At 51.7% G+C, this 26064-nt stretch carries 21 protein-coding genes and 1 pseudogene; 3 read left to right on the top strand and 19 right to left on the bottom strand.

Features of this window, described 5'->3' with window-relative positions; translation table 11 throughout:
• Positions 1 to 430 precede the first annotated feature (430 nt).
• The 5 genes and pseudogenes from tyrS to L21SP2_RS06545 form a co-directional block, all read right to left on the bottom strand.
• Positions 431 to 1759 (bottom strand): tyrosine--tRNA ligase, encoded by a 1329-nt coding sequence (gene tyrS / locus L21SP2_RS06565; protein WP_024267722.1) that lies wholly within the window; start codon positions 1757 to 1759, stop codon positions 431 to 433.
• A 158-nt stretch (positions 1760 to 1917) separates the two neighbouring features.
• A pseudogene (locus L21SP2_RS06560) lies at positions 1918 to 3263 on the bottom strand (glycine--tRNA ligase).
• 30 nt (positions 3264 to 3293) lie between these two features.
• Entirely contained in the window at positions 3294 to 4769 is a 1476-nt protein-coding gene (gene gltX, locus L21SP2_RS06555; protein ID WP_024267719.1) for a glutamate--tRNA ligase, read from the bottom strand.
• A gap of 205 nt (positions 4770 to 4974) precedes the next feature.
• Positions 4975 to 6270 (bottom strand): pyridoxal phosphate-dependent aminotransferase, encoded by a 1296-nt coding sequence (locus tag L21SP2_RS06550; protein WP_024267718.1) that lies wholly within the window; start codon positions 6268 to 6270, stop codon positions 4975 to 4977.
• Complete coding sequence (locus L21SP2_RS06545; RefSeq protein WP_024267717.1) at positions 6263 to 7147, bottom strand: hypothetical protein; 885 nt, start codon at positions 7145 to 7147, stop codon at positions 6263 to 6265. Before L21SP2_RS06545 ends, L21SP2_RS06550 begins: the two co-directional genes overlap by 8 nt.
• Positions 7148 to 7298: 151 nt before the next feature.
• On the opposite strand from L21SP2_RS06545, the gene L21SP2_RS06540 reads away from it, so the two are divergent.
• Together L21SP2_RS06540 and L21SP2_RS06535 are read left to right on the top strand one after the other, a co-directional pair.
• Positions 7299 to 8462: an HD-GYP domain-containing protein gene (locus L21SP2_RS06540; protein ID WP_024267716.1), complete on the top strand. Its 1164-nt coding sequence runs from the start codon at positions 7299 to 7301 to the stop codon at positions 8460 to 8462.
• A gap of 63 nt (positions 8463 to 8525) precedes the next feature.
• On the top strand, positions 8526 to 10193 hold the full coding sequence (locus tag L21SP2_RS06535; RefSeq protein ID WP_024267715.1) for a nucleoside kinase: 1668 nt from the start codon (positions 8526 to 8528) through the stop codon (positions 10191 to 10193).
• On the opposite strand, the gene L21SP2_RS06530 is transcribed toward L21SP2_RS06535, so the two are convergent.
• From L21SP2_RS06530 to L21SP2_RS06495, 8 genes are all read right to left on the bottom strand, one after another.
• Positions 10183 to 10605, bottom strand: coding sequence for a hypothetical protein (locus L21SP2_RS06530; RefSeq protein WP_024267714.1), 423 nt, complete (start codon positions 10603 to 10605; stop codon positions 10183 to 10185). The two genes, L21SP2_RS06535 and L21SP2_RS06530, sit on opposite strands and share 11 nt — an antisense overlap.
• Before the next feature lie 190 nt (positions 10606 to 10795).
• Positions 10796 to 11557: a leucyl/phenylalanyl-tRNA--protein transferase gene (gene aat / locus L21SP2_RS06525; RefSeq protein ID WP_024267713.1), complete on the bottom strand. Its 762-nt coding sequence runs from the start codon at positions 11555 to 11557 to the stop codon at positions 10796 to 10798.
• The gene (locus tag L21SP2_RS17005; RefSeq protein WP_024267712.1) at positions 11550 to 14276 is read right to left on the bottom strand and encodes an AAA family ATPase; all 2727 of its coding nucleotides are present in this window, start codon (positions 14274 to 14276) and stop codon (positions 11550 to 11552) included. The genes aat and L21SP2_RS17005 overlap by 8 nt, the downstream gene beginning before the upstream one ends.
• Before the next feature lie 15 nt (positions 14277 to 14291).
• Positions 14292 to 14600 (bottom strand): ATP-dependent Clp protease adapter ClpS, encoded by a 309-nt coding sequence (gene clpS, locus L21SP2_RS06515; RefSeq protein WP_024267711.1) that lies wholly within the window; start codon positions 14598 to 14600, stop codon positions 14292 to 14294.
• 109 nt (positions 14601 to 14709) lie between these two features.
• On the bottom strand, positions 14710 to 16815 hold the full coding sequence (locus L21SP2_RS06510) for a hypothetical protein (protein ID WP_024267710.1): 2106 nt from the start codon (positions 16813 to 16815) through the stop codon (positions 14710 to 14712).
• Positions 16812 to 17480, bottom strand: a complete 669-nt coding sequence (locus L21SP2_RS06505; RefSeq protein WP_024267709.1) for a tetratricopeptide repeat protein — start codon at positions 17478 to 17480, stop codon at positions 16812 to 16814. The genes L21SP2_RS06510 and L21SP2_RS06505 overlap by 4 nt, the downstream gene beginning before the upstream one ends.
• 42 nt (positions 17481 to 17522) lie before the next feature.
• On the bottom strand, positions 17523 to 18275 hold the full coding sequence (surE, locus tag L21SP2_RS06500) for a 5'/3'-nucleotidase SurE (protein ID WP_024267708.1): 753 nt from the start codon (positions 18273 to 18275) through the stop codon (positions 17523 to 17525).
• A 155-nt stretch (positions 18276 to 18430) separates the two neighbouring features.
• A complete protein-coding gene (locus tag L21SP2_RS06495; protein ID WP_024267707.1) occupies positions 18431 to 19579 on the bottom strand; it encodes a galactokinase in 1149 nt (382 codons plus the stop codon).
• Between the two features lie 73 nt (positions 19580 to 19652).
• Between L21SP2_RS06495 and lnt the strand changes: the two genes are divergently transcribed.
• Positions 19653 to 21368 (top strand): apolipoprotein N-acyltransferase, encoded by a 1716-nt coding sequence (gene lnt, locus L21SP2_RS06490; RefSeq protein WP_024267705.1) that lies wholly within the window; start codon positions 19653 to 19655, stop codon positions 21366 to 21368.
• Positions 21369 to 21510: 142 nt separating this feature from the next.
• Here the strand turns inward: lnt and L21SP2_RS06485 are convergent, their stop codons facing one another.
• The 6 genes from L21SP2_RS06485 to L21SP2_RS06460 form a co-directional block, all read right to left on the bottom strand.
• Positions 21511 to 21756 carry a type B 50S ribosomal protein L31 gene (locus L21SP2_RS06485; RefSeq protein WP_024267703.1) on the bottom strand — a complete coding sequence of 82 codons (246 nt, stop codon included), beginning with the start codon at positions 21754 to 21756 and terminating at the stop codon, positions 21511 to 21513.
• A 78-nt stretch (positions 21757 to 21834) separates the two neighbouring features.
• On the bottom strand, positions 21835 to 23757 hold the full coding sequence (gene rho, locus L21SP2_RS06480) for a transcription termination factor Rho (RefSeq protein ID WP_024267702.1): 1923 nt from the start codon (positions 23755 to 23757) through the stop codon (positions 21835 to 21837).
• Between the two features lie 113 nt (positions 23758 to 23870).
• Positions 23871 to 24533, bottom strand: coding sequence for a CinA family protein (locus L21SP2_RS06475; RefSeq protein WP_024267701.1), 663 nt, complete (start codon positions 24531 to 24533; stop codon positions 23871 to 23873).
• A 25-nt stretch (positions 24534 to 24558) separates the two neighbouring features.
• Complete coding sequence (locus L21SP2_RS06470) at positions 24559 to 24975, bottom strand: bactofilin family protein (RefSeq protein WP_024267700.1); 417 nt, start codon at positions 24973 to 24975, stop codon at positions 24559 to 24561.
• Between the two features lie 56 nt (positions 24976 to 25031).
• Positions 25032 to 25253 (bottom strand): tetratricopeptide repeat protein, encoded by a 222-nt coding sequence (locus L21SP2_RS06465; protein ID WP_024267699.1) that lies wholly within the window; start codon positions 25251 to 25253, stop codon positions 25032 to 25034.
• Between the two features lie 49 nt (positions 25254 to 25302).
• Positions 25303 to 26031: a response regulator transcription factor gene (locus tag L21SP2_RS06460; RefSeq protein ID WP_024267698.1), complete on the bottom strand. Its 729-nt coding sequence runs from the start codon at positions 26029 to 26031 to the stop codon at positions 25303 to 25305.
• Positions 26032 to 26064: the final 33 nt, after the last annotated feature.

Genomic DNA, 26064 nt, shown 5'->3' with positions numbered 1-26064 from the left:
CCCCTCATTTTTTGCACCATCAGGTTCATTGAGCCATCTGTTTCACTGCACCATCTGTTTCACTGTACCATCTAATTCCTTGCGTCCCCCGATGGGCAGGCACCCCCCCCTCCACCAGCAGTGCCCGGATTAATCGGAATGTGACCGGTTTACAGTGCACCAAAGCTTGTGAAAACTATCTATTTCGAAAAATTATACCGTACTGGTGGTGTCGGGCATTTTTCAGGCACTACATATGCAGGTTTTTATTGGAATACATGGTTCTTCACAAGCTTCTGTGCACTGACAATTTTTGCCGGATAAAAAAAGATGCCTCAGCCCGGGGCTCAGACATCCTTTTTGGATACCATCTTTTTTAATGCCGTCCGTTTATGATGAGGTCCGTTCATAATGACGTCTTCGACGGGGGATGTAAGGAACCGGTGGAAACTCAGCCCCTTACAATCCTGGCATAGCGTTTTTTTCCGGCTCTGAGAACGATTCCGTCCTCTCCAAGATGGGAGGCGTCAATGTTCTGCTCAATGTCGCTCACTTTCTCATCGTTCACCCTGGCACCGCCCTGCTGAACAAGACGGCGGGCTTCGCCCCGGGAGGAACACAAGCCGCTTCGGGCAAACAGTTCCAGTACGCCGATTCCCGCCTCCAGTTCCGCTGAGGGAATTTCGGTGGTGGGCATGGAATCCAGGGCTGCGCCTGATCCGCCTTTGGAAAATGCCGCCTTTACCGATTCAAGAACCTTGTCCGCCGTTTCTTTCCCGTGTACCAGGGAAGTGAATTCATAGGCAAGAATTTCCTTGGCCTCGTTGATCTTCTGATCCTTCCAGGATGCCATTTCATTGATCTGCTCCATGGGAAGGAAGGTGAAAAGCTTGAGAAATTTAATCACGTCGGCGTCGGCAACATTGCGCCAGTACTGGAAAAAGTCAAAGGGGGTGAACAGTTCGCCATCCAGAAAAACGGCGCCTTGTTCGGTTTTCCCCATCTTTTTCCCGTCGGATCGGGTCACCAGGGGAAAGGTAAGGCCGAAGCTTCGGGCTTCATGCCCTTCCACCCGGCGGATCAGGTCAACTCCTGCCACAATGTTCCCCCATTGGTCATCCCCGCCGATCTGCAGTTCGCAGTTATGTTTCCGGTAGAGTTCTAGAAAGTCGAAACTTTGCAGAAGCTGGTAGTTGAACTCAATGAAGGAAAGTCCTGTTTCCATGCGCATCTTGTATGCTTCAAAACTGAGCATCCGGTTTACCGAAAAATGACGGCCGATATCCCTGAGGAAATCGATGTAATTAAGACCCGAAAGCCAGTCGGCGTTATTTACAAAGTTCACCTCTTCGGTGACCCCCGCATGATGAAAAAACGTGTTCAGCTGTTTCTCGAACCGCTTGCCGTTTTCGGAAATTTCCCTGGCACTGATCATTTTCCGCATTTCGGTCTTGCCGCTGGGATCTCCCACCATGGCGGTACCTCCGCCGATAAGAACGGTGGGTCTGTGCCCTGCCCTGGCAAGATGGGCTACGGCGAACATGGGAACCATGTGCCCGGCATGGAGACTGGGTCCGGTGGGGTCGGTTCCCACATAGAGGGTAACCGGTCCTTCTTCCATCCGCTTTTCCAGCCCCTGAAGATCACTGCACTGCTGGAGGAAGCCCCGTTCCGCAAGAATCTTCAATGCTTCGATGTGTACCGTTCGCCCGGAAATATGGGATCCCGGGATTTTGTCCGTCTGTTCCGCCTGGGCGGAAGCCTGTTCTTGGGTTTTCATATTCTGTTCCTGTTGTAGTCATTCAGCAAATCCGGAAGGGCTGCGGTTCAGCAGCCTTCCGTGCCTCACGTGCCGCTCACGCTGAGACAAAGCTCAGGCGATATTTCGGCGATATTCCGGCGACGCTTCGGCTTTCTCCCTTCCCGCTTTCCGGAGCCTCAGTTCCGGCGGTACTCCTTCACCGCTTTGCGGATATGGGAGGAGAGTTCGCTGATGGGCAGGCGAACCTGCTCCATGCTGTCCCTGTAACGCAGGGTAACCGTTTGATCTTCCTTGGAATCGTAGTCCACGGTAACGCAGAACGGCGTACCGATTTCATCCTGACGGCGGTACCGGCGGCCGATGGCACCGCTCTGGTCGTAAAAGGTTGCGAAATCTTCCCGCAGTTCCTTTTCAACCTCCCGGGCCAGCTCGGCCAAACCATCCTTCTTCACCAGGGGGAATACCGCCACGGTGATGGGAGCAAGATCGGGGTGGAAACGGAGAACAGTTCGCACATCCCCATCAGCCACCTCTTCCTCTTCATAGGCATCGGAAAGCACCATCAGCAGGGTCCGTGTCAGCCCGGCGCTTGTTTCAATAATATAGGGTACGAAGCGCTCCCGGGTCTGATCATCCAGATAGGTGAGATCCTTCCCGGAAAACTCTGCATGCCGTTTCAGATCAAAGTCGGTGCGGTTGTGAATGCCTTCCAGTTCCTGCCATCCAAAGGGAAATTCATATTCGATATCGAAGGCGGCCTTGGCGTAGTGGGCAAGCTCATCGGGTCCGTGCTCCTTGAAGCGCAGCTTGTCCATGCGAATCCCGATTTTCTCGTAGTAGGCCATCCGGGCTTCTTTCCAGGTTTCAAATACTTCATCGTCCTGGGAGGGATGAATAAAATACTGCATCTCCATCTGCTCAAACTCGCAGGTTCGGAAAATAAAATTCTTGGTCACAATTTCATTTCTGAATGCCTTGCCCACCTGGGCGATACCAAAGGGCAGCTTCACCCGGCCGGACTGGAGAACGTTTTTATAGTTGACGTAAATTCCCTGGGCGGTTTCGGGCCGTAAATATACGGCGGTGCCGCTTTCATCGGTGGGACCCATGACGGTTTTGAACATCAGGTTGAATTCCCGGGGCTCGGTAAAACTGTCCCTGGTTCCGCAATTGGGACAGGCAGCATTCAGATCGATATGGTCGGCCCGGAACCGGGATCGGCACTGCTTACAGTCCACCATCGGGTCATGGAAGTTTTCCACGTGACCGGAAGCTTCCCACACCCTTGGGTGCATGAGAATGGAAGCGTCAATCCCCACAATATTATCGTGAAGCTGGGTCATTTCCTTCCACCATTTGCTCTGGATGTTGTTTTTCAGCTCAACGCCAAGGGGACCGTAGTCCCAGGCTGAAGAGAGTCCTCCGTAAATTTCGGAAGACTGGAAGACAAAGCCCGGCGCTTGGCCAGGGATACAATTTTATCCAGGGTTACACCCTTCTGGTTCTTTTCTTTCTTGGACATCTGTTTTCTCCTGTTGATAGATATCTGTGCTTACAGCAGCCCGATTGCCGTTTCCAGCCGGGACAGGGCCTTTTCCCGGCCCATGAGACGGATAGAATCCGCCATAGGAGGAGTTGCACGGCTTCCGGTGATTGCGATTCGCAGAGGCATCATCACCTTCCCCATACCTGTCTCCAGGGATTCCGCAAGATTCTGGAAATAGTCGTGGAATCCTTCTTCATCCAGGTCTGCAATTGTGGTGAAATCATCCCGGATTTGTTCCAGGATTTTTTTCGTATCTTCCGGGTTCTGCTTCTTCTGCACCAGATCTCCCGCTCCGTTGAGGGTAAAATCCCGGAACAGGAATCCTGCCACCGACGGAATATCCGACAAAAGCTTCATCCGCTCTTTTGCCAGAGGCATCACGCTCTGAAGCAGTTCAAGCTGATCAGAGGGAACATCGCCGCGGGCGTCCCTGGTTATAAAACCTTCATCTACAAGATAGGGAAGGCAGAGATCCACAAGCCGGTTCTCATCGGTACGGGCAATATACTGGGAGTTGTACCACTGAAGTTTTTTGTAATCAAAAACTCCTGGAGCCTTATTGATTTTACCGTCACTGAAGACCCGCTCCAGATCCTGAATGCTGAAAAACTCTGTGGATTCGTCATAACCCCAGCCCACCATGGTCACATAATTCACCAGTGCCTCGGGAAGATATCCCTGGTTTCGGAAGTCGATCACTGATGTTGATCCGTGGCGTTTCGAAAGCTTGGATCCGTCCTTTCCCATTACCATGGGCAGGTGGACAAATTCCGGAACCTCCCAACCGAAGGCCTTGTACAGCAGAACATGAAGGGCCGCTGAACTCACCCATTCCTGTGCCCGGAGAATATGGGTAATTCCCATGTGATGGTCGTCCACCACATTGGCCAGATGGTATGTGGGGAATCCGTCGGTTTTCAGCAATACCGGGTCGGGATTGATGTCCTTGTGCTTTCTTCTGGTTTCCCCCAGAACCCGGTCGGAAATTACCGTTTCTCCCTCCAGAGGAATCTTGAAACGGATCACATAAGGTTCTCCGGCGGCTTCTTTGGATGCAACATCCGTGCTGCTGAGATTCCGGCAGTGGCGGTCGTAGCCCTGGTGTCCGCCTTTCTGTTTGCTCTGCTCTTCCCTCAGCTTTTCCAGACGCTCAGCGCTGCAGAAGCATTTGTAGGCCTTGCCCTCTTCCACAAGGCGGAGGGCATGCTCTTTATAGAGGTCAAAACGTTCACTCTGGATGTAGGGGCCGTATTCGCCCCCCACATCGGGACCCTCGTCCCAGTGGATCCCGATCCAGTCAAAGGTATCGTAAATATCCTGAAGGGCCCGGGGATCAAACCGGGTCTGGTCGGTGTCTTCCACCCGTAAAATGAAAGTTCCGCCCTGGCTGCGGGCGAAAAAGTAGTTGAAGAGAGCCGTTCGAAGACTCCCTATGTGCTGTAACCCCGTTGGACTCGGGGCATAGCGGACGCGGACGCTCATGAATTGCTCCGTTTGTTCGTGTATTTCACTACCCCGGCGTGGGCAGTGAATGGCCATTATAGCCAGTGGTGAATTTGCGGTCAAGGATGAGCAGCCTGGGGATGCCGGCGGTGGGTTCGGCCAGCGGGCCCGCGGGCCGGCGGCTTTCCGGGCCGTCAGTAAACAAGACCGACTGTGAGGCGCGCTGCCGGGCCGCCGGCATCCGTCATTGCCGGTACCAGCTGAAAAAATCCTTCATTTCGGTGCACACATGTCTGAGCTCATCCTTCTCGGGAAGAAAGACCATGCGGAAGTGATCGGGTTCGCTCCAGTTGAAGCCGGTCCCCTGCACCAGAAGAATTTTTTTCTCCAGAAGCAGATCCAGGATCATTTTCTGGTCATTCTGAATATTAAAACGTTTCTGATCCACCCGGGGAAAGAGATAAAGTGCTCCTTTGGGCTTCACCACACTGAGTCCAGGAATGGAGTTGACCATCTCATAGGCAATACTCCGCTGCTGTTCAAGACGCCCGCCCTCGGCAGTGAGATCCGCAATGCTCTGGTAGCCTCCCAGACTTGCCTGTACCGCATACTGGGCGGGAACATTGGCGCAGAGGCGCATACTGGCAAGAATATCCAGCCCTTCCTGATAATCTCTGGCATGGCTCAGCCTTCCCGAAAGAAGCATCCAGCCGCTTCGAAAACCTGCAGCCCGGTAGCTTTTGCTCAGTCCGTTGAATGTTATGCAAAGAATATCATCACAGATGCTCGCCATAGTCACATGTTCATGACCGTCGTAGACGATTTTGTCATAAATCTCATCTGCAAACACGATCAGATCATGTTCCGCTGCCATTGCATGGATTTTTTCCAGGATCTCCCGGGGATACACGGCTCCGGTGGGATTATTCGGATTGATCACCACCACCGCCTTGGTGCGGGAGCTGATCTTTGACTTCATATCTTCAAGGTCGGGATTCCACTCGGAAGATTCGTCGCAGATATAGTGCACGGCCTTCCCGCCGGAGAGGTTCACTGCGGCGGTCCAGAGAGGATAATCCGGAGAAGGAATAAGTACTTCATCTCCATCGTTGATCAGCCCCTGCATGGTCATGACGATCAGTTCACTCACACCGTTTCCCATATAGATGTTTTCCAGATCGGCGTGGGGTACGCCCCGTGTCTGGTAGTACTGCATGATCGCTTTCCTGGCGGAGAACAGTCCTTTGCTGTCGCAGTAGCCCTGGGCATTCCGCAGATTATACATCACATCATGGATCAGTTCGTCCGGAGCTTCGAAACCGAAGGGAGCGGGATTCCCGGTATTCAGCTGAATTACCCTGGTACCCTCTTCTTCCAGCCGTTTGGCTTCCTTAAGAACAGGACCCCGAATATCATAAAGAACATCAGCCAGTTTATTGCTCTTTACATGCACGGGAATTCCCGGTTCAGCATCTGCTGCGAATTTCCGGCCCGGTGAAGCCTTGCTGTCCGGATCGACGGGATGTTCGTTTTCAGACATGAGAATCCTCCTGCTCGTCGCTGCTGCCCTGTTCCTGCGCAGCTGCCGGGCTGGCAACGGGAATGTCCGCCGTGTAGGCATAATTGGCTATGCACCATTCACCGGCCTGCTGGAGAATTGAGCTCAATGTAAGGATGTGAAGCTTTTCCTTACGGCCTTCAAGCTTCTTCGCCCAGGCGGCCTTGGAATATCGGGAGGCAAATCCGGAGAGAAAATCCCGGGTTTTTTCAGATATTTCCAGCTGGAGAATATCCTTCAGAAGATAGGCCGAGAGCAGCCTTACCGCTTCATCATTACTCTTCTGTGCAGTGAATGTAAGGCGGGAGAGAGGAGCCTCCCCTTCCTGAAGCCGCAATGCAGCGAACGCCCACAGCCAGTCCGCCCAGCCTTTTTTCGTCAGGGAATTTTCCTGAATCCAGGGATCATAATACTCTTTCAGTCCCTGAAAATCATTATTCAGCAGATGACCGGTACTCAGGGGGAGAAGAAGTCGACGATACACTCCGGGGTTCTCATTTCGCACCCATTCCGCCAGACGGATCATGCTGTCAGGCCTGCCCTTCACCACATAAGTATTCAGCAGAATCTGAACCCGCTGATCGCCGATCCGTTTTTTTGAAAAGATTTCCTCTTCAAGATATTTCTGAATCAGTTCCCAGTCCTTCTGTTCCAGAAGGGTGAACATTTTCCAGTTGCGGATAAAATACGCATCAAGGCCGAAAAGCACCAGGACGAAGAGAAGCAGCAGATACCAGGAATTCTCCCAGAACGGTGCTGCATATTCCCAACCCAGCATGAAAACAGGAAGTAACGCAATAAAAAGGAAGGAAAAAACCACGATGGCGTTGAAAATCAGGAAAATCAGCTTAAATTTCATGTGTAATGCTCCTATAATATATATTGGGAGAAGGTATTCATTTTGAAATCTGCTTGTTCTTGAAAGTATACGTTTATACACTTTCAGGTACAAGAGATTCCAAGGATGAATCAGAACGGAGACACACAACCCAAGGCATGAAAGGGAGTTCATGAACGATTTTTTATTGAGCCAGATAGAGGAAGGAAAATACTTTAATCTTGGCGCCTTTCTTGATGACAACTACATCCTCCTGTCCCCCGAGACTCCTGTGGACCAGCCTTTACTGGATCGACTCCAGCGCTGGGGATACAACTATGTATATTCAAATGGTGATATTACCGACAGGGCGGACAGCGAAGGCGGCATAAACGGCGACGATGTTGAAGTGGCGAACCTGAACGCCCAGTTCAAGGAACGTGAAGAGCTTGAACAGGCTGAGTCGAAGTTCAGGGAAATGGTGGAGTTTACCGAGAAGATCTTTACCCAGTTTGTAACCAGGGGAGATCTTCCCCACGGAATGATCTCCAACAAGGTGAAAGAATTCATCGAAACGGTGAAACGGTATCGTCACTTTCTTCTCCGGTATAACGAGTTTCAGGTGAATATCAACTACATTGTGGTCCATTCGGTAAAGACCACCATTGTAGGCACCATCCTGGGTCTGGAAATGCATCTTCCGCCCCACAAAATGATAGAGCTGGCTACAACCTGCCTGCTCCATGAAATCGGAATGATCAAACTCCCGAGCCAGTTGTATATGACGGACAAGCTTCTGAATGAAAAGGAACGCAAAGCCATAACCGCACATACCGCACTCGGGTTTAAAATCCTGAGAACCCATGATTATCCCATGGCGGTATGCCTGGGTGTACTGGAAAGCCACGAAAATATTGACGGTAGCGGGTATCCCCGGAACCTCACCGGCGAACGGATCAGCCAGTATGCCAAGATTGTCTCTGTAGCCTCTTCGTTTGCCGCCATGAACTCAGACCGCCCCTTCCGTGTGGCCCTGGACGGCCATCACGCAGTGGTTGAGCTGCTCAAGAACCGGGGCACCCGCTACGATGCCGGAGTGCTCAGCGGGCTGGTGAAGGCTCTTTCGGTGTACCCCATCGGAACCTTTGTTCAGGTGGAAAACGGTGCACAGGGCATGGTGGTGAAGACCTTCCAGGAGCACCCCCGAACCCCTCTGGTAAAACTTCTCCTGGGTCCCAAAGGGGGCCAATACATGGAAAATCCGGTGGTGAACACTCTGAACGAGGAATATCGCATCGTGGGAGTAATTCCCAACACCAAGGCGTCCAAGTTGAGGGAAGCGCTGAAAGGCGAATAGCCCGGGCTGATAGCCAAGTCTGCCTGGCTAATACCCAAGCCACCAGCCGGACCGGGGGGCTGCATGAACATTGAACTTCAGTCAGACTCGGGAAACACGGTTTTCCTGCCGCGGCACAGCACCGCCCTCCAGGCAGTGGAAAAATTGTACTCAAAGCAAATTCAGCAGACCGGGCTTCCAGCGGGGGTGATACTGGATCATAATGTTCTTCCCCTGCAGGAGGAACTTCAAACCGGAGGTGTGCTGAAAATAATCCCCATGGATTCTCCCCGGGGAGTGACGATTCAGCGCAGCAGCATGGATTTCATACTGAGCATGGCTTCTCATAACGTTTTTCCCGGAAGGCAGCTGGTCATTGGTCACAGCATTGGCGAGAGCATGTTCTTTTCCTACCGGGGAAAAGATAGCGTATCCCGGGAAGATCTGGATACACTGCAGCAGGAAATCGAGCGCATCAGGTCTGAGGACCTTCATATAGCGCTGAACATCAGAAAGTACGAGAAACTGGAGGAGTATTTCTGCAAGCACGACAGATACAGCACTCTTCTGCTCATGCAGCATTATACACAGCCCCATTTGAGGATATATGAATGTGAATCATATATCGACTTGGCTCATGGGCCCCTTCTTCCCAACAGCGGCATGGTCGGCAGTTTTCATCTCAAGTCCCACTCTTCAGGTTTTGTACTTATTTATCCCCAGCCCGGCGGCGATGGATCGAAAGCAGGAGATTTTCGGGATGTCCGGGTGCTTACCCAGACCTACAGCGAGTATCACCGCTGGGCGGAAATCCTGGAAGTGGATACCGTGGGGAAGCTGAACCAGCTGGTGCAAGAAAAACGGATCAAGGAGTTTATTTGGGTTGCGGAATCACTCCAGGCACAGAAACTTGCCAGGATCTCCCAGGATATCCAGCAAAGGGATGAGCTTCCGAAAATAATTCTTGTTGCCGGACCGTCTTCAAGCGGAAAGACCACCTTCGCCAAACGCCTTCTCATCGAACTGCGGAGTCTGGGGCTCCACCCCAGAAGCCTTTCCCTGGACAATTATTTTATTGCACGGGAAAACACCCCCCTTGATGATGAGGGAAACTATGACTTTGAGAGCATTAAGGCTCTGGATATCCCCCTTCTGAACAGCCATCTGCTGGATTTAATCAACGGAAAGACCGTAGGCATTCCACGCTTCGATTTTGTCAACGGTCTCCCTGAATACAATAATTTCGAGCTTGAACTGGAAGAAGACGGTATTCTGATAATTGAAGGGATTCACGGGCTGAATCCCGCCCTTACCCCGGAAATCCCGGAGGAACAAAGTTACCGCATTTACATATCAGCACTCACCCAGATAAACCTGGATGACAGCAATCGCATATCAACCAGCGATAACCGGCTGATACGCCGGATAGTCCGGGATCACCGATACCGTGGTTACAGCGCCCGGGAAAGTATTATGCGATGGCCATCGGTTCGCAGGGGGGAGCACACACATATATTTCCGTTTCAGGATGAGGCTGATGCAACCTTCAACTCGGCCCTGGATTACGAGCTTGGTGTGCTGAAAGCACATGCAGAACCCCTTTTGAAGGAAATTCATCCGTCATCCAGACATTTTTCCCAGGCTCGGAGACTTCTGGGCATATTGGATGCTTTTCTTCCCGTTCAAAGAGAGTTCGTACCCGACCTCTCCATTCTCAGGGAATTTATCGGCGGAAGCAGGTTTAAGTACTGATGTAACCCAGAGCTTTCATCCACTCCATCCCCTGCCCCACAGATCTGAAGTAGCGCTGGACACAGCTGCCTTTTTGCAGCGAGCGGTAGATATCATCAAACTGATATTCTGTGAGAACGGAGCTTTCAGGGTTCTCTTCGCTGTGAATAATCGCAATGTGGCGCAGTCCGTGTGCTACCCGCCAGGCATGAAGGTCCTTAAGAATCGGCGTGGAAAATTCTGTGTACAGGCCCTGGCCGTGAAGAATGGCTATCATGGCCCAGGTTTCGTCTGTCCAGTTCTTCAATACAGTCGCTTTAACCCGGGAAGCGAAATGCTGTGCCGCCTCTGCGTTCCATGGACCGGTGGCGTTCACCACCAATAGACGCTTTTGAACGGAAATATCATATACACCATGTTCTTTGAAAATCATGGCCCCTTTCCTCCGGATTTCGCGTGGCAGTGATCAAAATTTGGACGCATTGCCTCTATTCACCCGGCACTTCAACTCATCCGGTACGTATACTCACCGGGTAATCGAGACGCATCTCTGCATACAGAAAGTTTAGTCGAAAAAACTCTGGTCTGCACAAACATTGGGGAATACAGGCTACATACAGCGTTTAACCCGAAGCCGAGTCGCCGGTGAGCGGTTTCCATGATTCAAAAAAGTTCAGGGCACGATATTCCACTTCACCCCAGCCCTGAATATCCGGATATTTCAATGCCCGGGAAAGTTCGGCGAGATACTGGTCCCGGGGAATATTCCGGGCCCCCAGGGAAAGAATATGGGGGTTCTCCACCTGGGAATCGATGATGCTGCACCCGGAACGATGGAGAAAGCGGGCCAGGCCGGCAAGAGCGAACTTGGATGCATTGGGTTCCAGGGAGAACATGGATTCACCGCAAAATATTCTGCCCCTGCTCACACCGTACAACCCGCCAACCAGCTCACCGTCGGCGTATACTTCCGCAGAGTGGGCGTAGCCCAGACGGTGGAGCTCGGTGTATGCGGCGATCATTTCCGGGGTTATCCAGGTGCCATCTTCATCTTTCCGGGCCACCTTTGCGCAGTGGCGAATTACCCCGGAGAAGTCCCGGTCCATATTCAGTACATAGCCTGACTTTTTCAGCATGCGGCGGTTCCGGCTGGAAATATGAATATCGGCGGGGTGAAATACACAGCGGGGATCGGGACTCCACCATAATATAGGATCGGATTCAGAGAACCAGGGAAATATGCCCTGTTCATATGCCGATAAAAGCAATCCCGGAGAGAGGTTCCCCCCTACTCCCAGAATCCCCTGGGGATTTGCATCCCCGGGATCCGGGAGGGTAATCCGGTAGTAATGGGAGAGTTCCTCTATGGAAGAAAAATCATACATGCTCGCTCACGGGAGCCTGGGATGTTTTGGATTTTTTCCTTCTTCTGCGGGTGAACTTGATCACTATTTTATCTTCAGCATTTTCACCCTGGGGATCCAGACTCACCCGGGCTTTCCCGCCGTTTTCCAGCTTCCCGAACAGAACCTCGTCTATGAATCTGGCACGGATAAGGTCATCCACGGTGCGGCTGATATTCCGGGCACCGAACTCTTCACTGTAGCCCTGGTCTGCCAGGAAGCGAACCACATCCTTATCAACCTTAACCTGAACATCTTTTTCCTCCAGCTGCTGCCGGAAGCTTTCCAGTTCCTTTTCGACAATATCCACCACTGCCTCTTGATTGAGGCCGTTGAAGACCACCACCTTATCCAGGCGGTTTCGGAATTCCGGTGAGAAAGTTTTATCCACTGCATCGTGAATTGCGGCACGGTCCATCACCCGTTCTCCGAAGCCAATGAGGCTCTTTCCGATATTCCGGGCGCCGGCATTACTGGTCATAATCAGAATCACATTTCGGAAATCCGCTTTCCGGCCGGAGTTGTCGGTGAGAGTTGCATAATCCATGATCTGCAGAAGGATATTGTAGATATCCGGATGGGCCTTTTCCACTTCATCCAGCAGCAGCACCGCATGGGGGTTCCGGCGGATGGATTCGGTGAGCATGCCGCCTTCCTCAAAGCCCACATAGCCCGGAGGACTCCCGATGAGACGGCTCACCGAATGACGCTCCTGGTATTCGGTCATGTCAAAACGGATAAGCTGTACGCCCATCTGTTCGGAGAGCTGTCGGGCAAGTTCGGTTTTGCCCACACCGGTGGGGCCCACAAAGAGAAAGTTAGCCACCGGCTTGTCCGCCTTACGGAAACCGGCCCGGCTGCGCTTAATGGATTCCACCACGGTGTTCACTGCTTCATCCTGTCCGTAGAGGGTTGAAAGAATACCCGATTCAAGGGTTTTTAGCTTTTCCCGTTCGTTACCGTACACCCGCTTTCTTGGGACCCGTGCGATTTTGGAAATTACCGTTTCAATATCCTCTACGCTCACTTCAGGCCACAGCTCCCGGTCCCATTCTTCATTGGTCCCGGATTCACCCCTCTCCTCCGGGCCCGATTCGTCATCGCCCGAAGCGCTTTGGGTTGCTTCACCGGCGGAGTCGGAGTCGTTCCGGACAGGAGTGGTTTCATCACCGGCGTTTTGGGTCTTTTCGGCTTCAGTCTGGTCAGCTTCAGCCTTTTCAGATTCAGTCTGTTCGGATTCAGTCTGTTCGGATTCAGACTGGCCGGATTCGGTTTTTCTTTCTTCCGGGCTGGGGTTTTCGGGTTTGACTGCGGAATTTTCTTCTGTTTCCTGTCTGGCCTTCTCAAGGGCTTCCTGGGCGGTAAATCTGAAGGTCCGCAGGCGGATGAGTGCACCGATCTCATCAATTACATCTATGGCCTTGTCCGGCAGATAGCGTTCGTTAATATACTGATCCGAAAGCTCTACTGCCTGCCTGAGGGCATCGTCGCTGTAACGCACATGATGATGGTCTTCGTAATTCTTTCTCAGCCCTTTCAGGATTTCATAGGCGTCGTCCTGTGAAGGCTCGGGGACCTCGATGCTCTGAAACCTCCTGGCCAGGGCATGGTCCCGTTCGATGAAACGGCGGTATTCCTCGGGTGTGGTCGCGCCGATAATCCGCACTTTTCCGGAAGCCAATGCAGGCTTGAGCATGTTGGATGCATCCATGCTGCCGCCTGATGCCGCACCGGTTCCAACCACTGTGTGCAGCTCATCAATGAAGAGAATAATATTGTTCTGGGATTCCACTTCCTTCATAAGAAGTTTCATCCGTTCCTCAAAATCCCCCCGGTAACGGGTTCCTGCAACCAATGCACCCATGTCCAGGGCCAAAAGCTGATAGTTTTTCAGAAGATCCGGAGTTTCATCATGGGACAGTGCGCGGGCAAGCCCCTCCACAATTGCAGTCTTCCCGACCCCCGGTTTTCCGATGAGTACGGGGTTGTTTTTAATTCTGCGCATGAGTACCTGCATGGTGCGCTCAAGTTCTTCATCCCTTCCGATGATTGGATCGATTTCCCCATTCCCGGCTGCGGCAACAAGATCCCGGGTAAACGCCTTGATTGCCTTCTTTTTCTTCCCTGAGGATTTTTTTCCGCTGCTCTGAGCCTCTGATTCATCTTCCTGAGCGGCGAAGAAATTTTCATCACCTTCCTCATCGCCTGAGGCAAAGATCTCATCATCATCGTCGTCGTCATCATCGTCATCACCCTGGTTGTTCATATCCTGTTCGCTTCTTCCCAGAATGTGACTGATTATCTCCAGAAGTCCGATCCGCTCAACGCCAGCCTGCTCAAGGAAATAGCGGCCGTGGCTTTCGGGCTCATCGAAGAGGGAAACGAGAATGTCCCCGGGTTCAATGGTATCTTTGTTCACATGATGACTGTGGAGAACCGCCCGTTCAAATACATGATTAAACGAAGCAGATGAGAGGGGTTCGCTGTTTTCCACAGTGGGGGTGTTTTCCATAAGAAATTCTTTCAGCTGTTCCCGGAGTTCATCCGGTTCCCCGCCGCAATGACTGATCACTTCCCTGGGATAGGGAAAATTCAGGGCCGCATAGAGTACGTGTTCGGGGGTGAGAAATTCATGCTGCCAGCTCAACGCTTCCTGATATGCTGAGTTGAGTATATCCTGGACTTCACCGCTAACTTTCATATATACCTCTTGGTTTCAGGCTTTTTCGATTCTGCACCGCAGGGGAAACTCTTTCTCCCTGGCGTAGCGGTGCACCTTCTGGACCTTGCTTTGTGCAATATCGTAGGTGAATGTACCCACATCGCCGGCCCCTTTTTCGTGGATTTCAAACATAATCCGCTGAGCATTCACCGGGTCCTTCTGAAAAAACTTCATAAGGACCTCAACCACGAACTCCATGGTCGTATAGTCATCATTAAGCATGATGACCTTATACATGTCGGGCTTTTTCAGGTCTGTTTTTTTCTTCAGCTGAACATCACCCTGTCCACCGGGTTCAGGCATAGCAATACTCCCATTGTCGCTGCTGCATCGGCACAGCATGTGATCCTTCGTCTGTGATTGAAGCTTCCCTCAGAACTGTAAGGGTCATGTGACTGCGCCTCTGCAGCTTTTAGAATTCCAGAGGTGCAAAATATCCCGATTCATCCCTTCCGCTCTTGGTGAAGTGGGTTACCTCGACCTCTATAGGAAGATACTTTCTTCCAAAGTCAGCGTCAAACAATGAATTGGATTGGAACAGATATATTCCGGTTCTGCGCGCTTCAAAATCCCCGGCCATATCATTCAGTCCCCGGGGCTGAAACAGCCGATAACGTCGGCCGCCGCTCTGTTCAAGGAGATATTCCAGAGCGGGATCCACCGGTGTATCGCTTATCTGTATAAAACTCAGCCTGATGCTGTTGTTCCGGAGATAGGCCAGAGTCTGATTCAGACCGATGTTTTCAAACGCCCAATCCGGCAGATTGCCCCGTCCGATGAACACCAGCTCCCGCTTGCTCTGGTCAAGCAGCAGCCTGTCTCCTGCGAGACGGATTGCCTGGTCCAGCCTCCATTCCCGGTCGGCACCCAGATTTTCCAGGATGGCGGGAATATTTCCCGGATCATCCCCCCGGTCGTATTCAAGGACCGGTGACAGTCCCGCAGAAACGATTCTCAGAGAAGGGGAAGTATCCATGGAAGAAATTGCCTGAAGCGTCTGATCCAGGCCTTCGGCCTGGCGTTCCCGGAATTCCGCATCCTCCCTGGCCTGGGACGATTCCATAATCAGAGCTATGCTGCTGTGGGTGTCGAATGAACCGCTGTATTCAAGATCCCAGCCGTCAAGGGGCAAACCGTCTTCTGTAAGGATAAAATTGTTTGTGTCCAGGCCAAGAACGGGGTTCCCCGTGAAGTCCCGTACGGACACTTCCGCATAGATCCGGGGAAAATCAGATGATTCCACCCGGAGAATTTCCACATGGTATCCCGAATAGAGGCCAGACAATCTGGAAAGGAATGCCACCCGGCTGTTTCGAAAATCGCTCACCAGCAGATTATCGTTATCGTCCAGTCGGGCAGAGATAAACTGTGCATTTCTGTTTTCTGCCGCCTGATGCAGCTCACGGAGACTCAAATCCGAAGAATTGAAACGGTATACTGCGCTGCGGCTTGTGATGATAATTTCCTGAGGGGACTGGGCATGGATATCTTCAATTTCATCCAGCCGGGGCAGCGGAAAGCTTTCCAGTATATTTCCGCTGTGATCAAAGAAATGGAGCACCGGTGAACCGCTGCGGTTATCGGCAGCAAAGATTCCGTCTTCCACAGCAGTAATTCCTCCAATCCGGGCGAAGCCCTGAAACACAGAGGGACTGCTGCGAAATGCGGGAGGAGCCCCGAAGTGAAAAAGAAGATTTCCCTCCAGGTCATATTTCACGATTCTCTGATTGCCGAAATCGCTCACATAAAGGGCGGGCTCGGGGGCAATGCTCACATACTGGGGGCCGATCAGCTGTTCATCGCCGATGCCTGTGCTGCCGAAGCGTCTGACGGTATTGCCCTGCAAATCAAGCACGGAAATTGTGTCGGAGAGGAAGTTGCTTACATAAATTTCATCTTCATACAGATCCAGGTCATAGGGTCCGGAGAGGGGAAAAAGTCCACCGATGAGAGTGTCCAGAATGCGCCCGCTTTGATCCAGGAGCTGTATGCTGTTTCCGCTGAAGGAGGTGACATAGCTGCGGCCTGTTCCGTCGGGCACTATTCCGCCAGGATGAAGCATGGAATTCTGATACTCATCTGCCTCGAATTCCTCAAGGATCAGGTAATCCCTGTCCTCTCCCAGTTCTCCCGCAAGGCTCTGACGGGATCTGACATGGTCAATAAAGGCGCGCAGCGAGGGAGAAGCCTCACCGGCACTCTCGATCCGCTCCCACTCATTCAATGCGGCATCTTCAAAACCGCTGAAATAGAGTGCCCTTCCCAGCCATTCCCTGGTAAGGTTGTCGTCCGATACAAAACTGAGACTTCTCTGGAACGCAAGGATTGCCTCGTTATACCGCCCCCGGTGGAAGCTCACCACTCCCTCCCGGAAACTCTCGGAGGCATTCAGGGCGTCAAAATCAACCTGTGCCCAAAGTGTTGAGGCACCCAGGAGGAGCAGCATGAGAATGGAAAACAACATACGCCGTCTGTTCGCTCCCGCAGCTGCGGGATGGAAGTTCTGCAATACCTTCATGAATTTATCATACCCGCTTTTTTCACATGTGCAAAATGTTCCTGAATTTCCTTCTCATCCGGTGCAAGATCCCGTGCCTTCTTCAGGGCTTTCATGGCGCCCTCCAGCTCACCGCTCTTAAAGAGTACCCATCCCAGAGTATCCATGTATGCTGCACTGTCCGGCCTGATATTCAGCGCTCTCCGGATGTAATCCCTTGCCACGGAAAGTCTCAACCCCTGGTCTGCCATAATAAATGCCAGAGAGTTCAGTGCGGTGGGATTCTCGGGATCGATATTCAGCGCTTCCTCCAGATTTTTAATGCTTCCCGGAATATTGCCCTGTTCATAGAGAATATATCCCAGAGCAGCGTGAACCCGTGCGCTTTCGTATCCCTCATCCAAAAGATGCTGAAATTCGAACTCCGCCAGCCGGTACCGGCCGGTCTCAGCATATATGTATCCGATCACCATTCTGCTCTGATACGCCTGAGCGAAATCATCTGAGGAGGCGATTACCTGGTCAAGGTAAATCAGGGCCTCATCGTACTGCTCCAGCCGGGTGTAGCACAGACCGAGGTAGTATGAGACCTGGGAATACTGATCTTCCTCAACATCTATGCTCCGGAAAAACCTCAGGGCCTCCTGAAACTTGCCTTCCTTGTATAGGTGTATGCCTTTTTGCACAGTCCGTACTCCCTGTTATTGCTCCAGCATGGCTGAAGCACCCTATATGACAAAATCCGTCTGTTCGTATTCGGAATCAATTTCGTTATTCAGCGGGTGCAAATGCACGGGACTGATGGAAACCAGATTCTGACTTACCGCTTCCCAGTCCGAACCGGGTTCGTCGCTGTTATCAACCGGTTCTCCGGCAAGAAACCAGTAGCGGTCACCGGACGGAGCATCAAACCACTCCAGAACATCCTTGTACAATCGCCTGCCGGGATAGGTTATCCGGACATCCTTCCCTCCGCCGGGAATGTTCGGTCCATTAATATTGATAAAATGATGCTCATCCCAGAGACGGATGAATGCCTCAAGGTTTTTTGCAACCGTTTCCGCCAGGGGAGCATAGTGAAGCGGAGGATGAAATCCATTCAGGCTTACGGCAATGGATGGAATATTCATATACGCACCCTGCCGGGCTGCGGCTGCGGTGCCGGAATAGGTAATATCCGTTCCCAGATTGGGCCCTCTGTTGATCCCCGAGATAATCACATCGGGACGTGAATCCATTATTCCCATTACCGCAGTCATCACACAGTCCGCAGGAGACCCGCTGGTCTGATACTCATGTTCTGCGATTTTTCTTGCACGGATGGAATCCCTGAGGGTAATTGAGTGGGACATGCCGCTGCGCTCTCCGTCGGGAGCAACAATCCAGATTTCCGCATCGGGATGATATTGCTGAACCACTGTTTTGAGAATTCGGATTCCCTCGCTGTCTATTCCGTCGTCATTGCTCAGAAGTATTTTCATTTCCAGAGTAATTCCTTCATGCCGTATCTATCATCGGTTGTCCATTGGCACCGCTTGTCCAATGGCACCGGTTTTTCATTGGCACCGCTTGTCCATTGTATCAGCTTTTGCAGTGCAGATATCAGCCGTTACAGATTCCGCCGTATGGGCGAAATCTATAATTCCTTTCGGGTTCCCTCACCGGGGCTTACCTCGATCATCTCCGGGTGAAACCCGAAAATCCGTTCGTATTCATCCATGCGTTCACGGTATGTATCCATATGTTCTTTATCGATAAGCAGAAGCACGCATCCGCCGAACCCCCGGCCGGTGAGACGGGCACCGTATACGCCGTCCATCTCCATGCTCCGTTTTACCACCCAGTCGATTTCCGGTACCGATAATTCCATGAGATCTCTCAGACCCTCATGGCTGCGGAACATCTCTTTCCCCGCTTCAGCGTAGTTGCCTTCCTGCAGATAGCCGTAGACTTCTGATACTCTCTGATATTCCTGGGCAACATGAATGCATACACGCCGTCTGGATTCGGAAAGGATGCCGAGACTTTGGCGGATTTCCCTGATGGTCAGGTTCCGATAATCCCTGCCGCCCAGTTTTTCTTTCAGCTGATTCATGCAGTCATCGGTGAGCTGATGACGCTCAACCCTGTCTTCCTCAAACTCCTGGGGCGGAACCTTGGAGTCCAGGAGTACCATTCGTACATTTCCCGGTGAATAATCCATATGTTCGACGCTGAGGCTGTGGGTATCGATAAGGCTGATTTTGCCGGGCAGAGCATGATGGCAGGCCAGATGGGGCAGAAAACCGGTATCTTCATGGAGAAATGCCGTCTCCGCCTGGTGGGCGCATTGCAGCAGCTGCAGTTCGCTGAGGGGAAAATTCTGAAGTCCGGCAATGGCTCGGGTGGCGGCCACCACGATGGCTGCTGAACTGCCCAGACCGATACCGCTTGGTACATCGCCGCCTACGGTCACATTCAGCCCTTCAATGGTGCAGCCCATGTTCTGCAGGCCGTAAATGGAACCTTTTATGAAGTTCGCCCAGCGGTCTTCCCGCTTATACTTGAGATTTGAGAGGCTGCATTTCTTTCGCTCATCCAGATCTGCGGCATAAAACTTGAAACTGTGATCGTCCCGGGGGGAAACCGCCACATACATTCTGAAAGGAAGGGCAAAGCTCAGGGCATGGCCCTCGGCAAATTCTGTATGTTCACCCATGAGATTGGCAACTCCCGGGGCGGAAACCATGACATCAGGCTTGTGGTGATATTCTGTTGTATGAAGTTCAACGTAATCCCGGTCCAAACAGCCCTCCCTGGACTTTGAAATAATAGTACCTGATTATCAGAAACGTATCAACAAAAAGGATTTTTCTGATATGCTCTCCTGTATTATGAACGTACCCCGATCCCATTACCACAAAATTCTTCTTTTTCCCCTGCTGGCGGCTCTTTTGAACTGGCTTGCCCAGCCCAATGAACTGTTCCTTCAGGGGAACTGGCTGTTCGGATTGATTTCTTATATCCCCCTCTATTTTCTGGTCACAACAGCCGGGCTGACCCGCAATCAGCTTCGTCTCTCGGCACTCATATATGCCCTGAGTTTCACCCTTTCCAGTTATTTCTGGCTGACAAACTTCGGTGAGTATTCCCTGTGGACCATCGGCGGAGTAACGGTGGTGTACATAGTCTATCATCTGGGGTTTTTCCGGCTGCTGTATTTCCTCCTGGCACCTGGGAATCACACACCTAAAAGCCATCCCTTCCGGCCGCTGCTGTTTGCACTGGCCTGGACTGCATTCGAGTTTTTTAAAAGCCGGGGATATCTTGCGTTTCCCTGGAATCTCGCAGCCTTTCCCTTTCACAACTTCATCTTCATCAACCAGATCAGCGAACTCACCGGCATTTGGGCTCTCAGTTTCACCGTTTTGTTTTTCCAGGCCGGCCTTGCACAGATCCTGCTCCGGGGCAGGGGTGGATTCGAGGTTCAGCCAGCCAACGCCCGCTTCACAGGTTTGGGGCGGTTCCCGTCCGGACTGCGATCAGTTGCCGCTGCGCTTCTAATCACCCTTTGTTTTTCGGCATACGGAGTGATCCGCCACGGACAGATTTCCCGGATGGAGCAGAACGCTGAGAGAACTGAACTGGTACTTCTCATTCAACAGAATGTGGACAGCTGGGCTGAATCCGATCCTTCAACAGGTATGTCGATCGCCATGGAGCTGACCCGTGAGGGGATAGCTGAGGCCCTGGATCAGTACGGACGGCAGCCGGATATTATCAGCTGGAGCGAAACCAGCCTGAGTTATCCCTACACTCCGGAGAGCAGCTTTTACCGAAATTTCCCCCGGGATCTGTCCTTCAGAGACTTTCTGCCGGAACTGGAAGGTTCTTTAATCACCGGAGCACCTCTGCTGAGAAGCAGGGATCCGTTTATTGCAATGAACGGGGTAATACAGATCAGTCCGGAAGGAGAGATCCTTCAGGACTACGGCAAGATTCATCTCATTCCATTCGCCGAGCATGTTCCCCTCACCGATTTTCCCTTTATCAGTACCTTTCTGGAAGATGTAATCGGTATCCCGGCAAGCGGATGGACGCCGGGAGAGTCGGTGACTCTCTTCGATTTTCCCCGGCAGGACCTTCACATCGGTACTCCGGTGTGTTTTGAGGATTCCTTTGCATATAACAGCAGATTTTTCGTGAAAGCCGGGGCCGATGCACTGTTGAACCTTACAAATAACGCATGGAGTCAGACCTATTCAGCCCAAATGCAGCATCTGGTATCCGCCCGTTATCGTGCAATAGAAAACCGGCGCCCTCTGCTGAGGGCCACCAACGGCGGGGTTACCAGCATCATTCTTCCCAGCGGAGAAATTGCAGCTGAAATTCCCATGTTCAGGGCAGATTATCTTCTGGCAGAAATTCCCGTTGCACGAAGCATGCCCGAAACAGTGTACACCCGCTTCGGAGACTGGCTTGCCTGGGTGGTGACTGCCGGGCTTCTTGGCGCTCTGGTACTGGGGTATCGCCGGTTGTTCTCCGGCGGAGCGGCACCGGAGGTTATTTCACCACTGATACTTGACCGGGAATAACTCTGGAATATCTACCCGACTGACAGCCCCGTTCCCTCCCCGGCTGCCCGGCTGCCCGGTCAAGATTACAAAAAAAAGGCATACCGTCGCCGGTATGCCTATAATCCGCAGACAGCACAGCTGTCTTTCAGAATGTGTACAATTATTTGATGTTGTACTTTTTCTTGAACCGTTCAACCCGACCGGCTGTATCAACAAGCTGCTGCTTGCCGGTAAAGAAGGGATGGGATGCTGAGGAAATTTCCAGCTCATAGAGCGGGTACTCGTTTCCATCATCATGTTTCAAGGTCTTTTTGGTTTCAACAGTGGACCGGGTAAGAAACACGGTTCCGCTGGCTATATCCTTGAATGCAACGGTTCGATATTCTGGATGAATATCTTTTTTCATAATGTCACCTCTCGTATATGTCCTCCCCTCCGTGCGAGCAGGCAGTGTTTCAGCCGAACTCCCCGGGAAAGAGGATTATTATTCACCGGCCGGCGAGGTATTCATCGACCGCAGGAAGGCCTCATTATTCTTAGTTTTGCGCATCCTGTCAATAAGCAGTTCCAGTACCTCGTTATCTTCCATAGGGTTAATCACCTTCCGGAGCACCCACATTTTCTGCAGTTCTTTCTCGTCCAGAAGCAGATCTTCCTTCCTGGTTCCCGATCGTTTGATATTTATTGCAGGATACAGACGGCGGTCGGCCATTTTCCGGTCCAGGTTCACTTCCATGTTACCGGTTCCCTTGAACTCTTCGAAGATCACCTCATCCATGCGGCTTCCGGTTTCGATAAGGGCGGTTGCTACAATGGTGAGGCTTCCCCCGCCTTCAATGTTCCGGGCTGCGCCGAAAAATCGCTTGGGCTTGTGAAGGGCGTTGGAATCCACACCCCCTGAGAGTATTTTACCGGATGTGGGGACCGTCTGGTTGTAGGCACGGGCAAGCCGGGTGATGGAGTCCAGGAGAATAACCACATCCTTGCCATGCTCCACCATGCGCCGGGCTTTTTCCAGCACCATCTCCGCAACCTGTACATGCCGGGTTGCCTGTTCGTCAAAGGTGGAGCTGATAACCTCGGCTTTCACATTCCGCTGCATGTCGGTAACTTCTTCCGGACGTTCATCAATGAGCAGAACTATAAGATACACGTCGGGATTATTCTCCGTGATTGCGTTTGCAATACGCTGGAGAAGAATGGTTTTTCCGGTTCTGGGAGGAGCAACCAGCAGTCCCCGCTGCCCTTTTCCGATGGGGCAGAAGAGGTTGATCATCCGAGTGCTCACCTCTCCGTTTTTGGTTTCCATATTCAGCCGTTCATTGGGATAGAGCGGAGTAAGGTTGTCAAAAGGAATTCGGGTCTGGGCTACCGACGGGTTGTCGAAGTTCACCGACTCAACCCTGAGCATTGCGAAAAAGCGTTCTCCATCCTTGGGAGGACGGATCTGTCCGTATACGGTGTCTCCGGTCTTCAGATTGAACAGTCTGATCTGGCTGGGTGATATATAAATATCGTCGGGGCCGGGAAGATATGAGTTCTGGGGAGAACGGAGGAATCCGTAGCCGTCGGGAAGGATTTCAAGACTTCCGTATGCATAAATGGTTCCGTTCCGATCGGTGTGGGCTTTCAGGATGGCAAATATGATCTCCTGTTTTTTCAAAGAGAGCATGTTTTCCTTGCTGATTCCCATCTGTGCGGCGAAATCCCGAAGTCCCTGCATATGGGTTGTAATGAGATCATTGATGCTCAGGCTTTTGCTCATGGGCTTGGGGGGGCCGGAAGCACCGCCCTCATGGTCCTGGCCGCCGGGAGCTGACTGATAACCGGCTGAATCGCCGTTGTCTTTTTTCACTTCCACTCTGACCTTTCGCTTTTTTCCTTTATTCGATCCCTTACCTTTTCCGTTTCCGCCGGAATTTCGTGAGGATGATCCGGAACCGCTGCCGGAGGAGCTCCCGTTTCGGGATGAGTTTTGACCACGGGAATTTTTGCGCTGAGAACCGCTTCCGGCATCTCCGCCACTTTCCTGGGAGGATGATCCGTTTTGAGTTCCCTGTTCCCCGCCGTCTTTGTTCTGGAAACCTACTTCGCCGCCCTTCCGGGATTCACTCCGGGAAGAATCGGAACTTCCGGAATTATTGGAGTGTTCAGCTTCCGAATCGGCGGAATTATCCGAATTGCGGCCTGAATTACTCTCATCGCCGGCGGGTCCGGATGTTCCGCTTGAGGAATCACCACTGTCTCCCGGGGATCCGGAATTATCCCGGGATGTATGATTTCCTGAGTCTGTTTGTGTATCATGATCCGCCGTATTGGACGGAGAGCTGTCTTCTTTCAAGGAGTCTTCCTTTGAGGATTCTTCTTCGGAGTGATCTTCGTTTCTTTTTCTTCTGATAATTGGCATAAATTCTCCAGATAGGTAGTGGGGGTTGGCTATATACTTACGTATGCTGATTTTTGAAAGGAACGTCTATTAATCGGATTGTGGTTCACTATAGTATGCCCTCTTCGAAACTGTCAACAGTTCAACAGCCCATGGATCAGTTGCACATTGGCGGATACCACCGCCTTATGCTGAATTGCACCTCTGTCTCCGCTGAACAGCCGTTTCCGTATGTCCGGAGACCGGTCATTCCAGCCGGTGGCAATGTACACAAGTCCCACCGGCTTTTCCGTGCTGCCTCCGCCGGGTCCGGCAATTCCGCTTACGGCGCAGGCGCCGGTTCCAGGATTGATATTCAGTACACCCCGGTACATCATTTCAACAGTCCGGGGTGAAACGGCTCCATATTCGTCCAGTATTTCCCAGGGTACGGACAGCACCCTGTGTTTCATTGAATTACTGTAGGTCACCGCTGAAAAATCAAATACACGGCTGCTTCCCGGAAAAGCGGTCAGCCGGGAAGCCATGGCCCCTCCCGTACAGCTTTCCGCCAGTGACAGCCTCTGCTCCCTGGATTCACACAGCTTCAGCAATATACATGCGCTGATCACCGACAGATCTGCCTCGTTTTCTGTACGCAGATGTTCGGGCAGCAGCTCGGCGGAAAGAAGATGATCGGGTACGGACAGCTGAATTCCTTCAGCGGTTTCAATTGAAGCCGGCTCGGAACAGTGCCTTTCGTACTCCACCTCAACAATAGTGCTGCTGAAGCTCTCGTTGGTCAGAAACAGTCGCATGAAGGGTTTGTTTCCTCCGATGGGGTCAATCGCCGTTCTGGATATTTTCCCGGAGTTCTTTTACCGGAGAAGAAAAAATATCAACACTTTCGGCTTTCCGGATCATTTCGCAGCGTCCCTCGAAAATTACTCCGTCGGCGATTCTCAGCTTGGCAGACCGGACATTTCCATATATTTTGGCACTGTCCAGCATTTCAACCATTCCCTGGGCTTCGATATTACCCCGCACAGTTCCGCCCACAACCACATCCTGCACGAAAAGGTCTGCTTCAATTTCTGCGCCCTCTTCTATGTAAAGGAATCCGCCGGATGAAATCTTTCCCTGAAAACGTCCGCTTATCCGCATGGAGCTGTCGAATTTCAGCTCACCTTTCAAAAAAGTCTGGGACCCCAGTCGGGTCCGTGTATGTTCCAGTACGCTCTTATCGAATGAGGATGACATGTATTCTCCGTATGATTACTGCCCTGCAGGAATATCTCAAAGGATGCATTGCCGGGTTATTTTGTTTTCATGGTGAAGACTCCGTCCCAGTCGTCTTCCGGGGGATTCTTCAAATAATGCTTGCAGCGCAGTTCATACACTCTGCTTGGACCGTCGCTGGGATCTATTTCCCGAGCCTTCTGGAAGGTTTTCAGTGCTTCCTCAAAGTTCATGAGTTTGTAATATTTTCGCCCCTGGGCGAAAAGCTCAAGAAGCTGCTGTTTTTCTTCGCTTATCATGGTCTACTCCGGGTATTCGCACCACCGCACCGCCCTGGGCTGGGCAGGTTCACATGTTTACGTTCTTTGCCCTGTAGTTATTAAAATGCTTTTGATACTTAAGTTCAAGACTTTCCAGACTTACTTCGTCTTCTTTCAGCTTGTCACCCTGTACTTTCAGATCCTGAACTTTGTCTTCAAGACCGCTGAGTGTGGCAAGAGTTTCCTCGGTTTCCGCAATTACGCTCTGAACGAACTTTTTTACCGCCCCCGCATCATCTGCATCCAGGTTCTGGGCCATCTGCAGTAGATCTGATGTGGGCTTCTTCACATGGTTGGTAAAATAGAGCAGGCTGTTGTTGAGGCTTTCCGTGAGAGCCAGCCGTTTTTCCCTTTGAAGTATCTGCTGGGTCAGGTCCCTGCCCCTGAGTACGGCCTTAATCCTGGCCAGAACCTCTGAGAAATTGAAGGGCTTGGTGATGTAATCCTCCACTCCCAACTCAAAACCCTCAATCTTGTCCTTTACATCATCCATGGCCGAAAACATGACTACCGGTATATTGGAATACTCAGCATATTCTTCGTCATTTTTCAGGATCTTTGTAACTTCCCAGCCGGAAAGCCTTGGCATAATATTGTCGAGAATTATCAGATCAGGGTTGCACTCTTTGACTTTCTGAAGTGCACGCTCACCGTCTTCAGCTTTTTCAACGGTAAAACCTAATTTGGAGAGCATTACCTCAAAGAAATCGAGGTTAATTTGTTCGTCGTCAACTATGAGAATTTTCTCTTTCTGCATTATCAAATACCCCCAAAGGTTATTAATATTTTC

Source organism: Salinispira pacifica (genome assembly GCF_000507245.1).
Classification (GTDB): domain Bacteria; phylum Spirochaetota; class Spirochaetia; order DSM-27196; family Salinispiraceae; genus Salinispira; species Salinispira pacifica.
Note: the sequence above shows the minus strand (reverse complement) of the source record. Positions and strands in the feature narration are given on the sequence as shown.